The sequence below is a fragment of the Rhabdaerophilum sp. genome (assembly GCF_046092605.1).
GTDB lineage: Bacteria > Pseudomonadota > Alphaproteobacteria > Rhizobiales > Beijerinckiaceae > Rhabdaerophilum.
Genome location: NZ_JBJTDY010000103.1, coordinates 1 through 16,923 on the forward strand (window position 1 = coordinate 1; position 16,923 = coordinate 16,923).

Consider the following 16,923-nt stretch of genomic DNA (forward strand, 5'->3'; position numbering starts at 1 on the left):
TGCCGAAATGGTTCGAGCATTACAATACGGTTCATCCCCACAGCGCGCTGGGATATCGTTCTCCGCGCGAGTTCATCAACGAGCGTTCAAATCGAGAGGCTCTGTCCGAAACTTAAGGGGCGAAAACACGGGGCGAGAATCCGGATTCCGTCCGGACGCGTTCCGCTCCGGTCGCCATCTCTGCCAGCAGCAAGCCGATTTTCATGTGACAGACGAAAAATCGGCAAGCCGCCTTGTTTCGGTGGTCCCCGTGGGATTTGGCGATCAGGCAGCCTGGATTTCCGCAACAAAGGCACGGGCATCCGCCGCGACCTTTTCGGAATCGCCGGCGAGTGCTTCGGCAGCGGCCAGCATGGCCCGCGCGGCCCGGCCGGTCTCGGCAACATTTTTCGTGATCTCGGAGAGGCGAGCATTGACCTCGTCACAATGGCCGGCCGTTCCGGATGTGAATTGCGCGATCTGGGCCTTGGTCTCCTGTTGACGCAAGACAATCGCGGCGATCGACTGGTTCTGGCGATCAAGCGCACTCACCGCACCCTCGATTGCCTCGATTGCGGAAAAAAGGTCCGTGGTATCGTGCAGGATCTGCCCGATCTGACTCGTGATTTCCCGCGTCGCCTGCTCGGTCTGCAAGGCTAGCGCCTTGACTTCCCCGGCCACAACGGAGAAGCCGCGTCCGGCCGCGCCTGCCCGGGCGGCTTCAATCGTGGCATTGAGGGCAAGAAGGTTGGTCTGCGACGCAATCGCGCTGATGGATTGGGTGAAGCCCTGGATTGCCCGCGCATTCGCCGCGAGAGCTTCCGCGCGCTGAAGAGCAGCCGTTGCTTCCTTTGCCACATTGCCGGTCAAGGCCTCGCTCTGCGCGATCGAGACCGTCACGTCGTTGACGGATTGCGCGATGGTCTCGGCGACCACAGTCAGGGCCTGCGAGGATTCACGGGCGCCGGAGGAGAGGATGGCGACATCCTCGATTTTCCGGGCGGATTGGGTAACCTGGTCCTGCATGTTGTTGGCGAGGCTCAGGATCTGGCCCGAAGACTGGTTCAGGTCGTTGACGATGCCATCGACATTTTCGCCGAACTGGCCGGAAACATGGGACAGGAAAGCCTGCCTTCGCTGTTCGGCCTGGGCGGTGAGGCTGTGCTCGAGTTCTTCGCGATCGATCTGGGCTTGCCGGAAAGCCTGCAGGGCCTGCGCCATGACGCCGATCTCGTCCTTGCGTTCGAGAAAGGGGGTCTCGCGCTCGGTTTGCCCGGCGGCGATATTCTCCATCACCGAAGCCATGTGGCTGAAATCCGCCAGAACCTTCCGTACAGCCATCAGGATGAAGACAAACGATCCCAAGACCACGATACTGGCTATGACCAGCATCAGCTCAATGAGGTTCTGGCTGGCTTGCAGGGCGCCGAGCTCGCCTTCTGCCTTCGCGACCTGCTCCGCCACGATCTTCTCGACCAGCTCGATGATATGCTGTTCGCGCTTTGCGGCATCGTTGGAATAGAGATTGACGCCCCGATTTCGGTTCGTGCTGGCCAGTTCGTCCGAGATCAGCGTCATGATCTTGGTGTATTCCGCAATCAGTGGGGTCACGGTCGCCACCATCTCTGGCGCTACCGGGCGTTTTTCCTCCAGCAGGCTCAGTAGCCTCTCGCGGAGTTGCTGGGCTTGTATTTCCTGGGGGCGCCGACGGGTAATGGCCTGTGCCAGCGATGCGGCCTTGAACTCACGAACCACCGTCAGGAGGGTGCGGAACCCCTCGGCCTTCGAGAGCGCAGCGGATGCCGAGGCAAAGCTCTGCTGGTTGGCTGCGAGGATAGACCAAAGCACCATTCCCCCAAGAAGGAATGCGAGGATCAACCCGGCGAAAGTCCAGTTGAAGCGCCGCTTGATCGTCATTGTGCCCCACGTGATGTTCAAAATTTGGGCTCCACGACAACGATTGTCGCGCCGCCGAAAGCTCCGACCTTCTGCTCCAGCCCGTTTCTGAGGTGGCAGGTCGCGCAGGGTTCAGCGATCCTCATCGGCCAATAGCTGACAAGACGCTGGTCGATCTGGGTCGATTTCGGCTCCATCTCGCCCTTGTCGAGCAGGCCGGCGACAAAATCGAGAACGGCCTTGTCCGCGATGATCTTGTCCGGCGCGGAATCACGATTGATCAGTTCGCTTGGCCGCGTCGTGACGATCGCCTGGTACTTGCCGTTCGCCTGCTTGTTGAAAAGCTCGAGCAGCTGCGCGCGGAAGAAGGCGGGCACGAAGGCGTCCTGCCCCCCTTTGACCATGTCGGACCGGTATCTGCCGGTCACCGCATCGAAGGCTTCCGCGAAGGCCTTGCGAATTTCTTCCAGCTTGGGGTCAGGCGCCTGTTGGAAATCCGCATTGGCGAGCTTGCGGAACTGCTCGAGGAAGGCCTGCCGAAGCTTGCCCGCATCCGCCTCCTCGGCAGGCAGCGTGCCGGCATTGATCTTGGCCTGCAGGCCGGCAACCACGGCCGTGGCGGCATTGGTGATGAGGTTGATTTCCTTGGAGACGTCGCCCTGACTGGGTGCGGCCTGCACACCGAGCGTGAGAAGCCCGGCAACGGCCAAGGATACCATGAGAAACTTTACCGGTCGAGACATCGCATTCCCCCGCCAAGATCTGTCCGGATATGACAACGACCCAAGATTGGACCAGATTGTTTAAGCGACGGTTCACTTGGGAGCGTATGGAATTGAATGGCGCAAACCGTGGCTGCTATGGCGGCTCAGGCTCGCGGCCAGCACCATTCGGGCGGGAGCGGCGACCCTGATCATCGCGGGGCCTCCTGCGAGAGGCCGCCCCGCAGATACAGGATCGCGGCGCCCGCGCTGATCAGATAGGTGATGACGCCGAGTGCATTGGCCGTGGCATAGTCGCCATAGGCGTTGATGCGGAAGGCCATGTCGACGGTCGGCATGGTCGGTTGCGAGCTCGACACCGTCAGCGGCACCGACAGCACCGAGAGCATCGTCACGAAGTAGAACACGAACGCGACCAGCAGCGTCTGCATGACCTGCGGCAGCGCAAGTTCGATCAGCACCCGCAGCCGCGAAGCGCCGAGATTGCGGCCGGCCTCGAACCAGTCGCCGTTGATCGGGCCATCCAGCACCATCGGCGTGACCATGCCCGTCATGCGCAGGCCAGCCACCAATGTCGTGGTCTTGCGGTGACCGTGCGGGAAGTCCATCCGCAGGCGTTCGCCTCTCGGGCATCAGCCATGCGAGCGGGCCATGTTGGTCGCAGTCCACGTCTCATCGATAAACACGAGGCGTTCCGGCTCCAGATCGATCTGACCATCAAACCAGTCGCGACGCTGCTTCAGGATATCGGGACGGTCCTGCTCGATGGCGTGGCCGGTCTTTTTTGCGCGTCATGCCCCGACGCGCGAAGAAGCGGTGGAGCCCGGCGACGGAGACGGATAGGCCCATCCCGGCCAGTGCCTGACGCAATTCCTCGGGAGAGATGTCCTTGCGCGCCTCCCACAGGGCGAGGATCTCCGCTCCCCGCACCTCGACGCGATGCGATCGCGTGTCGCCACAATGAGGTTTGGGAGCAAGATCACCCGTTGTCCGTCGCTGCAAGAAGCGGCGACTGCGAATCCATCGAAAGATGGCTGACCCATCCATGCTGACCTCCATCACCAGCACGGATCTTGAATCAGATTGCACGCGACGAGGGATTCCCATGCCGATTCAGGCCGCTCGAAAAACGCTCCGGTCAAGGGGCCACTTCATCCGCCCGGCACGAGGGGTCACAGCATCAACTTCCCTGATAGCCGAACTGGCGGGGTAGCCAGAGCACGGTTTCGGGGAACACGATCATCACCAGCAGCGTGGCGATGAGCACGATCAGCCATGGCCAGATCGATTCGATGATCGTTTTCAGCGGAATGCCCGTGATGGCATTCAGCACGAAGAGCACCACGCCATAGGGCGGCGTGATGAGCCCGATCATGCAGTTCACCACCGCGACGATTCCGAAATGCACGAGATCGATGCCGAGCGCCTTCACCGTGGGGATGAAGACCGGGAGGATGACGAGGATGATCGTCGCGGCATCAAGAAAACAGCCCAGAACCAGGAACAGCACGTTCAGCATCAGGAGGAACATGAGCGGGGAAACTTCCACGCCCCTCATCAATTCCGAAACTTGTGCCGGAATGTTCTCGCTTGCGACGATGTAGTTGAAGATCAGCGCCGAGCCGATGATGAGGCCGACGGAGGCGCTGGAACGCACGCTGTCATGCATCACCGCGCGCACGGTCGCGAAATTGAGCGCGCGGTAGAAGACGGCCGCCACCAGGAAGGCATAAGCCGCCGCGATTGCTGCGGCCTCGGTGGGCGTGGTGGCACCGCCATAAATTCCGCCCAGCAGGATGATCGGCATCAGCAGCGCAGGGAAGGCCCGGAAGGTGATCCGGGGAATCTCCCGCAAGGGCACCGGCTCTTCGAGCGGCACGTTCAGCCGATGCGCCATGTAGGAATTCAGCGCCATCATCACCGCCGTCATCATCAAGCCGGGGATGACGCCACCGAGAAAGAGATAGCCGATCGAGGCGTCGGAAACGATGGAATAAAGCACCATCGGGATCGAGGGCGGGATGATCGGGCCGATCACCGAGGTCGCCGCCGTGATCGCCGCCGCGTAGCCCAGGGGGTAGCGGTTGTCCTTGATCATCATCGCGATCTGCATCTTGCCGGTGCCGACGATATCGGCGACCGCCGAGCCGGACATGCCCGCGAAGATGAGGCTCAGCACCACATTCACGTGGCCGAGGCCGCCGCGCAGGCGCCCGACCAGAGCCAGGCAGAAGGCGGTGAGGCGATCCGAGATCGAGCCGGCATTCATGAAGTTCGCCGCCACGATGAAAAGCGGGATCGCGAGGATCACGAAGCTGTCATAGAGGCCCTGGATGATCTGCTCGGCCGCAAGACCCAGATCCTGCCCCTTCACCGCGAGATAGACGATGGCCGAGATGATCATCGCATAGGGGATCGGCGCGCCGATCGTCGCGAGCAAGATCAGGACGGAAAGGCAGCTGAGAAGCGGGAAGCTCATTGAACGTGATGCCCGTCCTGCGCCTCACGGCCATCAAGCACATGGGGATCTGCCCCGCGCAGGAGCAGGGCGCTGCGCCAGAAATAGCGCAGCACCATCATCACCGCGAAGAGGCCGTAGATCGAGAACACGATATCAAGGCGGATGCCCAGAACCGCGCTGCGCTTGATCTGGTAGAAATCGATATAGCTCCAGGTCGCCGGCAGGGCCGCGAGGAAGCCGCCACCGATCGCCACGGCCGAGACGATCGCGAAAATCCGGCGCGTGCGGGCGCGCACGGAATCGTAGAGGATGTCGAAGCGGACATGATCCTTCTCGGTCAGCACGAAGGCGCCGCCCCAGAAGACCAGCCAGAGCCAGAGCGTGAGACACGCCTCGAGTGTCCAGGATACCGGCGCGTTGAAGATGTAGCGCGCCACGATCTGGATGAGGAAGACCACGAAAAGCCCGCCCAGCATGAGGGCCGCAATGTCCAGCGCGACCGATCGGGCGAATTTCACCAGTCGGGACATCCTGCCTCCCCCCAAGAAAGGCGGTTGGCCGGTCAAAGCCGGCCTCCCGTTGTCACCTGACGGCGTTGATCTTGTCGATCATGCCCGGCGGCCAATCCTTGGCGAATTTGGAGGCGAGGTAATCGGCCTGCACCTTCTTGCGGAAGGCGTCGATATCCGGCGTGTAGACCTTGAGACCCTTCTCCTTGAAGAAGCCCTCGAGTTCAGCCTCGAGCGCGAGCTGCTTCCTGCGGCCACTTTCAGCAGCATCATCCGCCGCCTTCTGCACGATCGCCTGCTGGGCCGGGGTGAAGCGGTCCCACACCTTCTTCGACAGCGCGATGTAGTTCTGGTCCACGAGGTGGCTCGTGAGCACGATCTGCTTCGTCACCTCGAAGAACTTGGAATCGCGCACGGTCGGCAGGGGGTTGTCCTGCCCATCCACCGCGCCACTCTGCAAGGCCGTGTAGATTTCGGTGAAGGCCACCGGAACCGGGTTTGCGCCCAGCGCCTGGCCAAGGAAGAGCCACGCTTCCGTATTCGGCATGCGCAGCTTGATGCCGGCCATGTCAGCCGGGGTCTTGATCTCCTTGTCGGTGCGCAGGTTCACCTGGCGACGACCGAGATACATGACCGAGAGAAGCTTCACGCCGAGACGATCCTCGGTGGTCTTCTTCAGGTCGTTCATCAGGGGATCGGCGAAAACCTTCTTCTGGTGCTCGGCATCGCGCAGCAGGTAGCCGGCGGTGAAGATCGACCAGCCGGGGATCAAAGTCGCCAGTTCCTGCGGCGAGGTGATCGACATTTCGAGGTTGCCGCGGGCAATCGCCTCAAGCTCGGTGCCCTGCTTGAAGAGCGTGGCGTTCCAGTGCGGCTGAAGCGTCGCGAAATCCTTCACCGCCGGGCCGAAGATATCGGTCATCGCCACGGCGCGCTGGTCCGTCGGTGTCATGGGTGCCGAAAGGCGCAGGGTCACGCCTTGCGCCAAAACCGGCGTCATGCCGGCACCGAAGGCGGCGCCGGCCGCGCCAGCCAGCGCGGCATTCCGCAACAGGGTGCGGCGATCAAGTTTCATCGTCATGCGTTCCTCCCGGTTCGAATTCCCGACGGCCGCTCTCGCCGGCGGCTCGCCCTTATCCTGACAGCCCGGCCTTGAAGCGCAAGGCCTGCCTTGGGATGATCAGAATTGTACGATGTGGTTAGTTTGTCAAATGCCCATTGTCATTCTGCGAAGGAACGGCGCGAAACCGCATCGGGCCGGCGCGCGAGATCCGGCAGGAGCGCGATTCCATGCCCGGGTCTGGTGAAATCGACTGTCACTTTCCCGTCCTTGACGATCGGCAGCCCGGTCGCGAGTTCATTGTACCAGCCCGTGTAGAAAGCGCGCACGCTTTCCTGGATGAGCGCGTTGCGGGCATGAAGCGAGAAATGGCAGGAGGCCGCATAGACCACCGGGCCCGTGCAATCATGCGGGGCCACGGGCGTATGCCACGCTTCGGCCATGCCGGCGATCTTCCTTGCCTCCGAAACACCGCCGCACCAGGAGAGATCGAGCATCACCACCCCGGCCGCGCCGGTCTCGAGATATTCGCGGAAGGCATGGGTGTAGGACAGGGTCTCCGAGGCGCAGACCCATGCCTTGGAATGGGCGGCATATTCGCCAAGGTCGCGGATATTGTCGAGCCGGAAGGGGTCTTCGTGCCAGTAGGTGTCGAATTCCGCGAGGCGCTCCGCGAGCTTCTTCGCCATCGGCAAGGACCAGAGCGAGTGGAATTCCACCATGATATTCATCCGGTCGCCCACGGCGTTGCGGATGAGGCGGAAGGGTTCGAGCGCGCGGTTTAGCTCCTCTGCGGTGATGTCCCACCCGCCGGTCCGCTCGGCCGCAATGTCGAAGGGCCAGATCTTCATGCCGGTGATGCCCTGCTCCAGCAGGGAATGCGCGAGCTCATCTGCCCGGTTCAGGAAGGCGTCGAGATCCTCATAGGGCCCGCCCTGCGCGCCGACATGCCAGTTCGCCACGGATTGGGCGCGCGCATCACGGATGTACTTGTAGCCCGCACAGGTGTTGTAGACGCGGATGGAATCGCGGCATCGCCCGCCGAGCATGTCGCAGAGCGGCTTGCCATGCGCCTTGCCGAAAAGATCCCAAAGGGCAATGTCGATCGCGGAATTGCCGCGCGTCTCGGCACCGGCGGAGCGCCAGCCGAGATAGTAGCCCGCCAGTTCGGCATTGATGCGCTCGATCTGGAGCGGGTCCTTGCCGAGGATCTTCGGCGCGACGGTCTCATGCAGATAGGCCTCAACAGCCTTGGGCCCGAGGAAGGTCTCGCCGAGGCCGACAAGCCCTTCATCGGTGTGCAGCAGCACGAAGATGATGTTGCCGAATTCCTCGATGCGCAAGGTTTCGAGCGCGGTGATCTTCATGAAATCAATCCGAAAGCGGGCGGGAGTAATGGCGGAAGGCTTCCGCCGAGGGTTCGCTGGAGGCGCCGGGCTGTTGCGGCTTGAGGAAATGCCCGTCCTTCACGTCAGCGGGTTCGAGGAAGGCATTCTTGATCCACGGGATGTATTCGAGCACCGGGATCGCCTCGTGCCAGTAGGCGAGCTGGACATGCACCTGGCTCATCTCGCCGGCATGCGGCGCCACCGGCAGGCGATGCGCGAGGGCGAGATCGGCGACCTGAATGGTCTCCGTGATTCCGGCGAGGCGGGTCACATCCGGCTGCACCCAATGCAGGGCCCCGGCCTGCACGAAAGCGCGGAAGGCATCGAGCGTGTAGAGCTGCTCGCCCAAGGCCACGGGAATGGAGGTGGCACGCGCGAGCTCGGCATGGGAGCCGACATCATCATACCAGAGCGGCTCCTCGAACCAGAAGATATCGAGCGGCTCGGCCTTGGCGCAGAAGCGCTTGCAGGTGGGCAGATCCCACTTGCCATTGCCGTCGATGGCAAGCGTGATGTTCGGGCCGATGGCCGCGCGGATCGCTTCGAGCCTGGCGACATCCACCATCGGATCGGCATGACCGACCTTCACCTTGATGCGCTTGAAGCCATCGACCTCGATGGCGCGCTTCGCACCATCGATGATCGCAGGGACGCTCAGTGACAGCCAGCCGATATCGGTGTTGTAGGCTTCGAGCCGGGGCTTGGTCGCCCCCCCGAGCAGGTGCCAGAGCGGTTGGCCTGCCTTCTTGGCCTTAAGATCCCAGAGCGAGACATCCACCGCCGCCAGCGCGAGATGCGTGATTCCCGCGCGCCCCACCCATTGCAGTGGCGGATGGCGCAGCAGTTTCAGCCAGAGGCGGGAGATTTCGCTTGCATCCTCGCCGATGAGCAGCGGCGCATAGCAATCGCGGATGCAGGATGTGATGAGCCGATCGGACGGCAGATGGGCATGGGTGCCGGCATAGCCGAAGCCCGAAAGGCCATCCTCGGTCTCGATGCGGCAGCCGACCACGCCCCAATGGCTGACCTGATGGGTCGAGTCGGAGATCGAGCCCCCGGTCACCGGAATGTGCAGGATGAACGGTTCGACGGAACGAATGCGCATGGAAGGCCTACCCCTCGGAATGGAAGCTCCGCGCCGTTGCGGTGCGGAACCTCCCTTGCGAGAAAAAAGATGGACTCAGTTGGTGCCACGGATCTTGGCGAGCGCCGCGTTCATCCTGTCCACGGTCTCAGCGCCCACCACGGGCTTCGCACGCTCGTAAACCGGCTTCACGGCTTCACGCATGCGGGCCTGCTGCTCCGGCGAGATCAGGTTGATGCGCATGCCCTGCTTCTGCAGGTTGGCGAGCGACTGCTCGCCCAGCGCGCGCGAGACCTTGCGCTGCTCCTTCTGGCCCTCGGCGGCACAATCGAAGAGCGCCTTCTGCTCCTCGCCCGAGAGGCGATCGAAAAGCGTCTTCGAATAGAGCACCATGAAGGGCGTATAGGCGTGACGCGTCACGGAGAGGAAGCGCTGCACTTCGTAGAACTTCGAGGTGTCGATGGTGACAAACGGGTTTTCCTGCCCATCGATCGCCTTGGTTTCCAGTGCCGCGAACACTTCCTGGAAGGCCATGGGAATGGCGTTCGCGCCCACGGTCTTGAACGTATCGAGGAAGATGTTGTTCTGCATCACGCGAACCTTGAGGCCCGCGAAATCCTCCGGCTTCTCCACCGGCTTCTTCGAGTTGGTCAGGTTGCGGAAGCCGTTCTCCCAATAGGAGAGGTTGATCAGGCCCACGCCCGGCATCTTGTCGGAAATATACTTGCCGAGTTCGCCATCAAGAATGCCATCGGCTTCCTTCTCGTTGGCGAAAAGGAACGGCAGGTCGAACACGCCGAGATCGGGCAGGATGCCGATCAGCGGCGAGGTCGAGGTCACCACCATTTCCTGCGTGCCCGAGCGCAAGGCCTGTGTCGCCTGCAGGTCACCGCCGAGCGCACCGCCCCAGAAGGCCTGAAGCTTCATCTTGCCACCGGATTTATTGGCCAGGCACTCGGTCATCACCTTGATGCCGTTGCCGACCGGATGCTCCGCATTGACGCCGTTCGAGACACGGATGGTGCGTTCGGCGAACTGAGCCTGCGCTCCAGCCGTCATCAGGGCGAGTGCCCCGACTGCTGCGAGGAGTGTCTTCTTGATCATGGTCTTCCTCCCTTGAATTCGCGGATCTTTGAGCCCGCGGGTTAGTAGCCCAGCAACATCTGGACAAATTGCACGAAGTCGATGCGCCCCTGCAGAAGCCGGAAGGGTGCCATCACGAGCGGTGGCCAGAGCACCAGCAAGAACAATACGATACTCTGCGCGATGAGGAACGGGTGAATCCCGCGGATGACATCCGTCATTGAAACCCTGGCCACGCCGGCCACCACATTGAGCACGATGCCGACCGGCGGCGTGATCAGGCCGATCGCGTTGTTCATGATGAAGAGCACACCGAAATAGATCGGATCAATACCCGCCTGCTTCACGATGGGCATGAGAACCGGCGTAAGGATGAGGACAGTGGGCGCGAAATCCAGCGCCGTACCCACGACAAGCACCAGGACCATCAGGACGAACATCAGCAGCATCTTGTTGCCGGTGAAGACCTCCAGCATCTTGCCGATCTCTCCGGGAATGTTGGCGGCCGTGATAAGCCAAGAGGAAATCAGCGCCGCGGCCACCAGGAACATGATGATGCTGGTCATTTTCGCTGCGGCCAGGAACAGCCCGTAGAGCTGGCTGGGCTTTAATTCCTTGTAGATGAACATGCCGACGAACAGCGCGTAGACGGTTGCCACCACGGCCGCTTCGGTCGGCGTGGCGAAGCCGAAGCGGATCGAGCCGAGGATGAAGACCGGCATGGCGAGTGCCCAGGCGCCGTCCTTCGTGGCCTGCCAGCGCTCGCCCCAGCTTTGCCTGGGATAGGCCTTGAGCGTTTCCTTCCGGGCCACCCACCACCAGGCGAAGACGAGGCTTGCGCCCATGAGGATGCCTGGGAAAACGCCCGCGAGAAAGAGCTGCGGAATGGAAACGTTCGCCGCTACTCCGAAGATCACGAAGCCGATCGAAGGCGGGATGACCGGCGCGATGATGCCGCCCGAGGCGATGAGGCCGGCCGAGCGGGGCACGTTGTAGCCCGCATCGCGCATCATCGGGATGAGGATCGCGGCGAGCGCCGCCGTATCGGCCGCCGCCGAGCCCGAGAGCGAGGCCATGATCACCGCCGCGATGATCGCCACATAGCCGAGGCCGCCATGGCGATGACCAATCAGCGCCAGCGCGAAATTCACGATGCGCTTCGAAAGACCGCCGGCATTCATCAGCTCGCCGGCGAGCATGAAGAAGGGAATGGCGAGCAGGATGAAGCTGTCCGCGCCATCCAGCATCTTCTGGGCGATGACCTGCGCATCGAAGGCCGGATAGATGCCGATCGCGACCATCCAGCCCATCAGGGCCACGCCGCAGACCATCAGCGCGAAGGCGCAAGGCATGCCCAGCGCCATCGCCCCGCAGAGCGAGACAAGGAAAACGATAACGGTCATTCGAGCCGCCCCTTGAGGGAATGGGCGGCGGCGTCATCGCTCATTTCGCCTGCGAAGAGATCGAGCTCGCCGGGGCGCAAACGGCCGGTCAGCGCGCGGACAAGCCGCGCCGCGACCATCAGGCCAATGCCGAAGGAGGTGAAAATCCCCACGCCGAACACCCATAACATGTTGATGCCGGTGACCGGCGCGAGATTGGTGTAGTTCAGCGGCGCCTGCTTCCAAGTGCCCCAGAAAAAGAGCGCGCAGCAGCCGAGAACGAGAATGTCGCTCAGGACCATGCAGACCCAGCGCCCGCGCGGGCCAAGCACCCGCACCAGCGCATCCACGCCCAGATGCGCATGTTCGCGCATCACCACGACGGCGCCGATAAAGGTGAGCCAGACGAAGAAGAACCGGCTCATCTCCTCCGAGAAGGTGAGGCCGCTATCCGCGAACCAGCGCAGCATGACATTGCCGAAGACCATCACCACCATGCCGGCCAGAAGGAAGACCAGCAGGGCCTCCAGCGCCCGGAAAAACATCCGCTCCAGCGCCATCATCCCCCCACCCCCGCAATGAATCCCGGATCGACCGGCCCACCTCGGTCGATATCCTCGCGAGCCCCCAGAATGAGCCGCCGCATCCCAAGCCGCGCGCCCTCGGGGTCGCGCGCCGCGATCCGGTCCGCCACCACACGATGAAGCGGCAGCGAGGCCGCCGCCCCGTCACGATTGCGCACGGAAAGCCGGATTGACACTTTCAGGATCGCCGTGATCAACGGCGACAAGGCCGCGAAGAACTGGTTGTGCGCCGCCGCCAGAATGCTCGTGTGGAAGTCGATATCCGCCACGAAATAGCGGCCCTGCCCGTCCACCGCCGCCGCCATGTCGGCATAGGCCGCCTCGATCCGCGCGAGGTCATCCGACGTCGCGCGGCGCGCGGCGAATTCGCATCCCGCGGGCTCGAAGGTGAGGCGCAGGTCGATCACGTCGCGCAGCAGGTCCTCGTCCACGCCGGCGGCGAAGCGCCAGTCGATCACATCCGGATCGTAGAGGTTCCAGCTCGATTTCGGCTGGACACGCGTGCCGACCCGTGGCCCCGTGGTGAGGAGCCCCTTCGCCACAAGGGTCTTCACGGCTTCGCGCACCACGGTGCGGCTCACGCCAAGCTCCGAGCACAGAGCCGGCTCGATGGGCAGGGTGGTCCCGGGCGGATAGGTTCCGCCCGTGATCCAGCCGGCGATCGCCGCCACGCAATCGGCGTGAATGCTGGTGACTTTCCTCATGCCAATGATCGTATGATACGATCTATGAGCGCGTCAAGCTCGATTTTCGGGCATGAAACCGAAGTTCTGGACGGCTCTGGCCGGCGCAGCGAAGGTATATCACAAATTCCTGAATTCGCTCAGGAAAGGATACGAACCAGCCAGAGCGCCAGGGTCGGGAACACCAGAACGAGGCCCAATCGCAGGAGATCCGCTGCGAGAAACGGCAGCACGCCACGATAGGTCGCAAGGAGCGGCACATCCTTCGCGATCTGATGGATCACGAACACATTGAGCCCGATGGGCGGGGCCGTGAGACCAATGCCCACAACGATCAGCACGAGAATGCCGAACCAGATCGCCACATCATCCTGGAACATGCCGAAATCGAGCCCCTGGACGATGGGGAAGAAAACCGGCAGCGTCAGCAGGATCATCGCGAGCTCGTCCATCACCGCGCCGAGCAGAATGTAGAAGGCGAGCATCGCGATCAGCACGAGATAGGGGGAATAGCCGAGCCCGCCGACCCATTCCCCGGCAACGGTCGGCAGGCGCGAGAGCGCGAGGAAGGCTCCGAACACCTCCGCCCCGAGCAGGATGATGAAGATCATCCCGGAGGTCACGGCCGTCTGCCGCAGGGCCTCGCGGATATCGACGAGCGAGAGGCTGCGCTGCATCAAGCCTGCGGCGAGCATCGCGATCGTGCCGACCGCCGCGCCTTCCGTGGGGGTGAAGACGCCACCATAGATGCCGCCCACCACGATCAGCGCGATGACAAGGGCCGGCACGATGGAAATTTCCGCAAAGGCGAGCGTCAGCGCCACGAGCAGGCCAACCACCACCAGCGTGCTCGGCAGGGCTTCGGTGAGGCCGACATAGAGCACGAGAGCCGCAAACAGCGCGCCGAGTGCGCGCAGCCAGACGGGCCGGCGGGCCGGCGGCAACTCCTCGGGCGCAGGCATAACGGGCGCGAGGTCGGGGTTCCGCCGCACCACCAGCGCGATGACGATGCAATAGAACAACGCCGCCATCAAACCGGGTATCAGCGCGGCCTGGAACAGCTTCGCGATGTTCTGCTCGGTGGTGATCGCATAGACCACGAGGATCACCGAGGGTGGGATGAGGATACCCAAAGTGCCGCCCACCGCAATCGTGCCGGTCGCGAACCCGCCATTATAACGGTAGCGGCGCAGTTCCGGCAGCGCGGCACGCCCGAAGGTCGCGGTCGTCGCGACCGAGGAACCGCAGATCGCCCCGAAAGCCGTGCAGGCGCCGATCACCGCCATGCCGAGGCCGCCGCGAGTCTGCCCAAAGCCGCGCTCGGCTGCCTTGAACAGGGCCCGAGCGATGCCGGCGCGCTCGGCCAGCGCGCCCATGAGGATGAAGAGCGGAATGACCGACAGCGTGTAGTTCGAGAACTGGTGATAAGTGTTGGTCTTCATGTAAGCGAGGAACGGCCCCACGCCATTGAGCATCGAATAGCCAACCCCCCCGACAACGAGCATCGAGAGGCCGACGGGCATGCGCAGCGCCATCAGCGCGAGCATTGCGGCAAAGCCCGCAAGGGCGATCTGCAGGCTGGTCATGTCCCGCTCCGGATAAGGCGCGCAGCCGAGATCAGCGCGGAAAGAACGAGCAGCAATGCGAGCAACGCGCAGAGGAAGATGGCCGGCCAGACCAGCAATTGCAGCTGCATGGTCGTCTCGCGGCTGTTCAGCGCTTCGAGCGCGCCGGTCGCAAGGCCATGCGCCATCAAGGCCGCGACACCGGCATAGACCAGATCCCAAAGGGCATCGAGCAGCGCGCGCCCTCGCGCGGGCAGGCGGGTTGTCAGGCTGTCGACCATGATGTTCCCGCGCTGCACCTGCGTATACGGCAGGCAGCAGAAGACCGCGAGCGCGGTCGCCATTTTCACGAATTCGAAATCGCCCTCGATCGGGCTCGAGAAAAGCCAGCGGCCGAGCACGCTGATGCTGACAAGCGCTGCCACGCCGAGTGCGAGCAATCCGCCGCTGATCGCGACCCAGCCGATCGCACGATCGATCGCCGGCTGGGCCTGCCAGAGCGTTCCGGGCGCGGTCGGATCATCGGACATGGAAACGTTCGGCCATCGGGGGGAGGAGGCGGTTTCAGAAGCAGGACGGCCCGGCAGGCACAAGGGCTGCCGGGCCATGATCTTGTTAACCTGCAAAGATCATCAGGCCATTTTCTCGAACTTTGCGATCAGCGATTTCACCTCCGCGATCAGGGCGGCGCCATCAATGTTCCTGGCCTTCATCTGCTCGATCCAGGCCGCGTGAACGGGCTCGGTGGCCTTGATCCACCTGTCCTTTTCCTCTTCGGAGATGACGGTGATGGTGTTGCCGCGGCTGCGGACGACGTTGGAGATGGTCTTGGCCTCGCTGTCCCACATGTTGCCCGCCATGTCGGCGAAGACCATGCCGAGATTCTTGTCGAGGACCGCGCGGAGATCAGCCGAAAGGCTATCATATTTCGCCCGGTTCATCGCAAGGAAGAAGGTCGCGGTGTAGAGCGTCGGGGAGCCCGGAATCTCCGTGTGGAAGCGGGTAAGCTCGTGCACTTTCACCGCCGGCACGACTTCCCACGGGATGACCGCGCCATCGATGACCTTCTGCGCAAGACTCTCGGGCACCTGCGGAACCGGCATGCCGACCGAGGTCGCGCCCAGAGCCTTCAGCGCCTCACCCGCGAGACGGGTGGGGTTGCGCAGCTTCAGGCCCTTCAGGTCATCCATGGTGCGGACCTGCCTGTTGGCATGGATCACCCCGGCATCATGCGCCCAGAAGGCGAGAAGCTTCACTTCCCTGGTTTCCTCCATCAGGTGCTTGCCGGTGAATTCGTTGGCGGCGCGTGCATTCACGATGGCGCGGTTCGCGGCGATGAAAGGCAGCTCGAACACTTCCGTCCGCGGGAAGCGACCCGGCGTGTTGCCCGGCAGGGTCCAGATGATGTCGGCCACGCCGTCGCGCGCCTGATCGAAGAGCTGGGGCGGCGTGCCGCCGAGTTGCATGCTGGGGAAGATGTCGATCTTCAGCTGGCCCTGGCTATCGGCCTCCACCTTCTTCGCCCAGGGCGCCAGCAGCTTGCTGTGCGCATTCGAAAGCGGCGGCAGAAAATGATGCATGCGCAAGGTGACGGCCTGCGCGCGGGCCGAAGTGACGATGGCCGGGCTGGCGATCAGGGTCGCCGCGCCGAGGCCGAAACCGCGCCGAGTGAGCTTCATGGACAATCCTCCCAGGTTCGGCCCTCGACATCGCTCGCTTTTCGGGGCCGGATCATATGAGGTATAGGGCCTGGGAAAGCGACGCGCCAGTGCGTTCGGGCGAAGAACTTGCCTTGTGGCGAATGAGATGCGCGGCAAATTGCAGGATTGCAAAGGTGGTTTGATGCGGCTTCATGGCTATTTCCGTTCATCGGCGGCATTCCGGGTGCGAATCGCACTCAATCTCAAGGGCTTGAGCGCCGAACACGTGTTCCATCACCTGCGCCACAATGCGCAGAACGCGCCGGAATTCCTCCACCTCAATCCGCAGGGCCTGGTGCCTGCCTTCGAGCTCGATGACGGGACCGTGCTCACGCAGTCGCTGGCCGTCATCGAGTGGCTCGACGAGACCTTCCCCGATCCGCCGCTGCGGCCGGGCAATGCCACCCGCCGGGCCCGTATTCTGGCCTTCGCGCTGGCCATCGCCTGCGACATTCATCCGGTGCAGAACCTGAAGGTGCTGAATCGCTTGCGCAGCCTGGGGCAGGATGATTCGGGCGTCGAGGTTTGGGCCGCCTGGGTCAATCGCGAGGGGCTCGCCGCCTGCGAAACGCTGGCGCGCTCAGAAGCCGGGCCGTTCGTCTTCGGCGATCGGCCGACCCTCGCGGATCTCTGCCTCGTGCCGCAGCTGGGCAATGCGCGGCGCTTCAAGGTGGATGTGAGCGCCGATCCGCGTCTGCTCGAGGCGGAGGCCGCCGCATTGGCGCTGCCGGCCTTCGCGCGTGCCGCACCGCAGAACCAGCCGGATTTCGAAGCCTGAGGCGCGTTGAGCTTCGTGGCGAGAGGTGCCAATTGACAAGCCCCGGCGA

Annotated in this window: 16 protein-coding genes and 1 pseudogene; 2 read left to right on the forward strand and 15 right to left on the reverse strand. The window is 63.1% G+C overall.

Annotated elements, in window-relative coordinates:
- Positions 1 to 116 (forward strand): integrase core domain-containing protein (locus ACKODO_RS08180; RefSeq protein ID WP_408982965.1); only part of this gene is annotated, 116 nt, incomplete at its 5' end.
- 148 nt (positions 117 to 264) lie between these two features.
- Here the strand turns inward: ACKODO_RS08180 and ACKODO_RS08185 are convergent.
- The 15 genes and pseudogenes from ACKODO_RS08185 to ACKODO_RS08255 form a co-directional block, all read right to left on the reverse strand.
- Positions 265 to 1,896 (reverse strand): methyl-accepting chemotaxis protein, encoded by a 1,632-nt coding sequence (locus ACKODO_RS08185; RefSeq protein ID WP_408982950.1) that lies wholly within the window; start codon positions 1,894 to 1,896, stop codon positions 265 to 267.
- Positions 1,897 to 1,913: 17 nt separating this feature from the next.
- Positions 1,914 to 2,594, reverse strand: coding sequence for a hypothetical protein (locus ACKODO_RS08190; RefSeq protein ID WP_408982951.1), 681 nt, complete (start codon positions 2,592 to 2,594; stop codon positions 1,914 to 1,916).
- A gap of 194 nt (positions 2,595 to 2,788) precedes the next feature.
- A pseudogene (locus ACKODO_RS08195) lies at positions 2,789 to 3,656 on the reverse strand (hypothetical protein).
- 121 nt (positions 3,657 to 3,777) lie between these two features.
- Positions 3,778 to 5,076 carry a TRAP transporter large permease gene (locus tag ACKODO_RS08200; RefSeq protein WP_408982952.1) on the reverse strand — a complete coding sequence of 433 codons (1,299 nt, stop codon included), beginning with the start codon at positions 5,074 to 5,076 and terminating at the stop codon, positions 3,778 to 3,780.
- A complete protein-coding gene (locus ACKODO_RS08205) occupies positions 5,073 to 5,588 on the reverse strand; it encodes a TRAP transporter small permease (RefSeq protein WP_408982953.1) in 516 nt (171 codons plus the stop codon). The genes ACKODO_RS08200 and ACKODO_RS08205 overlap by 4 nt, the downstream gene beginning before the upstream one ends.
- 52 nt (positions 5,589 to 5,640) lie before the next feature.
- Positions 5,641 to 6,648: a sialic acid TRAP transporter substrate-binding protein SiaP gene (locus ACKODO_RS08210; protein ID WP_408982954.1), complete on the reverse strand. Its 1,008-nt coding sequence runs from the start codon at positions 6,646 to 6,648 to the stop codon at positions 5,641 to 5,643.
- Between the two features lie 140 nt (positions 6,649 to 6,788).
- Complete coding sequence (locus ACKODO_RS08215; RefSeq protein ID WP_408982955.1) at positions 6,789 to 7,994, reverse strand: mandelate racemase/muconate lactonizing enzyme family protein; 1,206 nt, start codon at positions 7,992 to 7,994, stop codon at positions 6,789 to 6,791.
- A 4-nt stretch (positions 7,995 to 7,998) separates the two neighbouring features.
- Positions 7,999 to 9,120, reverse strand: coding sequence for a mandelate racemase/muconate lactonizing enzyme family protein (locus tag ACKODO_RS08220; protein WP_408982956.1), 1,122 nt, complete (start codon positions 9,118 to 9,120; stop codon positions 7,999 to 8,001).
- Positions 9,121 to 9,195: 75 nt separating this feature from the next.
- Entirely contained in the window at positions 9,196 to 10,203 is a 1,008-nt protein-coding gene (locus tag ACKODO_RS08225; RefSeq protein WP_408982957.1) for a TRAP transporter substrate-binding protein, read from the reverse strand.
- A 41-nt stretch (positions 10,204 to 10,244) separates the two neighbouring features.
- Positions 10,245 to 11,585, reverse strand: coding sequence for a TRAP transporter large permease (locus tag ACKODO_RS08230; protein ID WP_408982958.1), 1,341 nt, complete (start codon positions 11,583 to 11,585; stop codon positions 10,245 to 10,247).
- On the reverse strand, positions 11,582 to 12,127 hold the full coding sequence (locus ACKODO_RS08235; protein ID WP_408982959.1) for a TRAP transporter small permease: 546 nt from the start codon (positions 12,125 to 12,127) through the stop codon (positions 11,582 to 11,584). Before ACKODO_RS08235 ends, ACKODO_RS08230 begins: the two co-directional genes overlap by 4 nt.
- Entirely contained in the window at positions 12,124 to 12,852 is a 729-nt protein-coding gene (locus ACKODO_RS08240; RefSeq protein ID WP_408982960.1) for a FadR/GntR family transcriptional regulator, read from the reverse strand. The genes ACKODO_RS08235 and ACKODO_RS08240 overlap by 4 nt, the downstream gene beginning before the upstream one ends.
- 119 nt (positions 12,853 to 12,971) lie before the next feature.
- The gene (locus ACKODO_RS08245; protein WP_408982961.1) at positions 12,972 to 14,417 is read right to left on the reverse strand and encodes a TRAP transporter large permease; all 1,446 of its coding nucleotides are present in this window, start codon (positions 14,415 to 14,417) and stop codon (positions 12,972 to 12,974) included.
- The gene (locus ACKODO_RS08250) at positions 14,414 to 14,926 is read right to left on the reverse strand and encodes a TRAP transporter small permease (protein WP_408982962.1); all 513 of its coding nucleotides are present in this window, start codon (positions 14,924 to 14,926) and stop codon (positions 14,414 to 14,416) included. Before ACKODO_RS08250 ends, ACKODO_RS08245 begins: the two co-directional genes overlap by 4 nt.
- Positions 14,927 to 15,028: 102 nt before the next feature.
- Entirely contained in the window at positions 15,029 to 16,075 is a 1,047-nt protein-coding gene (locus ACKODO_RS08255; RefSeq protein ID WP_408982963.1) for a TRAP transporter substrate-binding protein, read from the reverse strand.
- Positions 16,076 to 16,238: 163 nt separating this feature from the next.
- On the opposite strand from ACKODO_RS08255, the gene maiA reads away from it, so the two are divergent.
- On the forward strand, positions 16,239 to 16,874 hold the full coding sequence (gene maiA, locus ACKODO_RS08260) for a maleylacetoacetate isomerase (protein ID WP_408982964.1): 636 nt from the start codon (positions 16,239 to 16,241) through the stop codon (positions 16,872 to 16,874).
- The last annotated feature ends 49 nt before the right edge of the window (positions 16,875 to 16,923 follow it).

What these genes read in the sequence shown, in the direction of transcription:
- ACKODO_RS08185 (WP_408982950.1), bottom strand. Translation starts at nt 1,896, where the DNA reads ATGACGATCAAGCGGCGCTTCAACTGGACTTTCGCCGGGTTGATCCTC.
- ACKODO_RS08190 (WP_408982951.1), bottom strand. Translation starts at nt 2,594, where the DNA reads ATGGTATCCTTGGCCGTTGCCGGGCTTCTCACGCTCGGTGTGCAGGCC.
- ACKODO_RS08200 (WP_408982952.1), bottom strand. Translation starts at nt 5,076, where the DNA reads ATGAGCTTCCCGCTTCTCAGCTGCCTTTCCGTCCTGATCTTGCTCGCG.
- ACKODO_RS08205 (WP_408982953.1), bottom strand. Translation starts at nt 5,588, where the DNA reads ATGTCCCGACTGGTGAAATTCGCCCGATCGGTCGCGCTGGACATTGCG.
- ACKODO_RS08210 (WP_408982954.1), bottom strand. Translation starts at nt 6,648, where the DNA reads ATGACGATGAAACTTGATCGCCGCACCCTGTTGCGGAATGCCGCGCTG.
- ACKODO_RS08215 (WP_408982955.1), bottom strand. Translation starts at nt 7,994, where the DNA reads ATGAAGATCACCGCGCTCGAAACCTTGCGCATCGAGGAATTCGGCAAC.
- ACKODO_RS08220 (WP_408982956.1), bottom strand. Translation starts at nt 9,120, where the DNA reads ATGCGCATTCGTTCCGTCGAACCGTTCATCCTGCACATTCCGGTGACC.
- ACKODO_RS08225 (WP_408982957.1), bottom strand. Translation starts at nt 10,203, where the DNA reads ATGATCAAGAAGACACTCCTCGCAGCAGTCGGGGCACTCGCCCTGATG.
- ACKODO_RS08230 (WP_408982958.1), bottom strand. Translation starts at nt 11,585, where the DNA reads ATGACCGTTATCGTTTTCCTTGTCTCGCTCTGCGGGGCGATGGCGCTG.
- ACKODO_RS08235 (WP_408982959.1), bottom strand. Translation starts at nt 12,127, where the DNA reads ATGATGGCGCTGGAGCGGATGTTTTTCCGGGCGCTGGAGGCCCTGCTG.
- ACKODO_RS08240 (WP_408982960.1), bottom strand. Translation starts at nt 12,852, where the DNA reads ATGAGGAAAGTCACCAGCATTCACGCCGATTGCGTGGCGGCGATCGCC.
- ACKODO_RS08245 (WP_408982961.1), bottom strand. Translation starts at nt 14,417, where the DNA reads ATGACCAGCCTGCAGATCGCCCTTGCGGGCTTTGCCGCAATGCTCGCG.
- ACKODO_RS08250 (WP_408982962.1), bottom strand. Translation starts at nt 14,926, where the DNA reads ATGTCCGATGATCCGACCGCGCCCGGAACGCTCTGGCAGGCCCAGCCG.
- ACKODO_RS08255 (WP_408982963.1), bottom strand. Translation starts at nt 16,075, where the DNA reads ATGAAGCTCACTCGGCGCGGTTTCGGCCTCGGCGCGGCGACCCTGATC.
- maiA (WP_408982964.1), top strand. Translation starts at nt 16,239, where the DNA reads ATGCGGCTTCATGGCTATTTCCGTTCATCGGCGGCATTCCGGGTGCGA.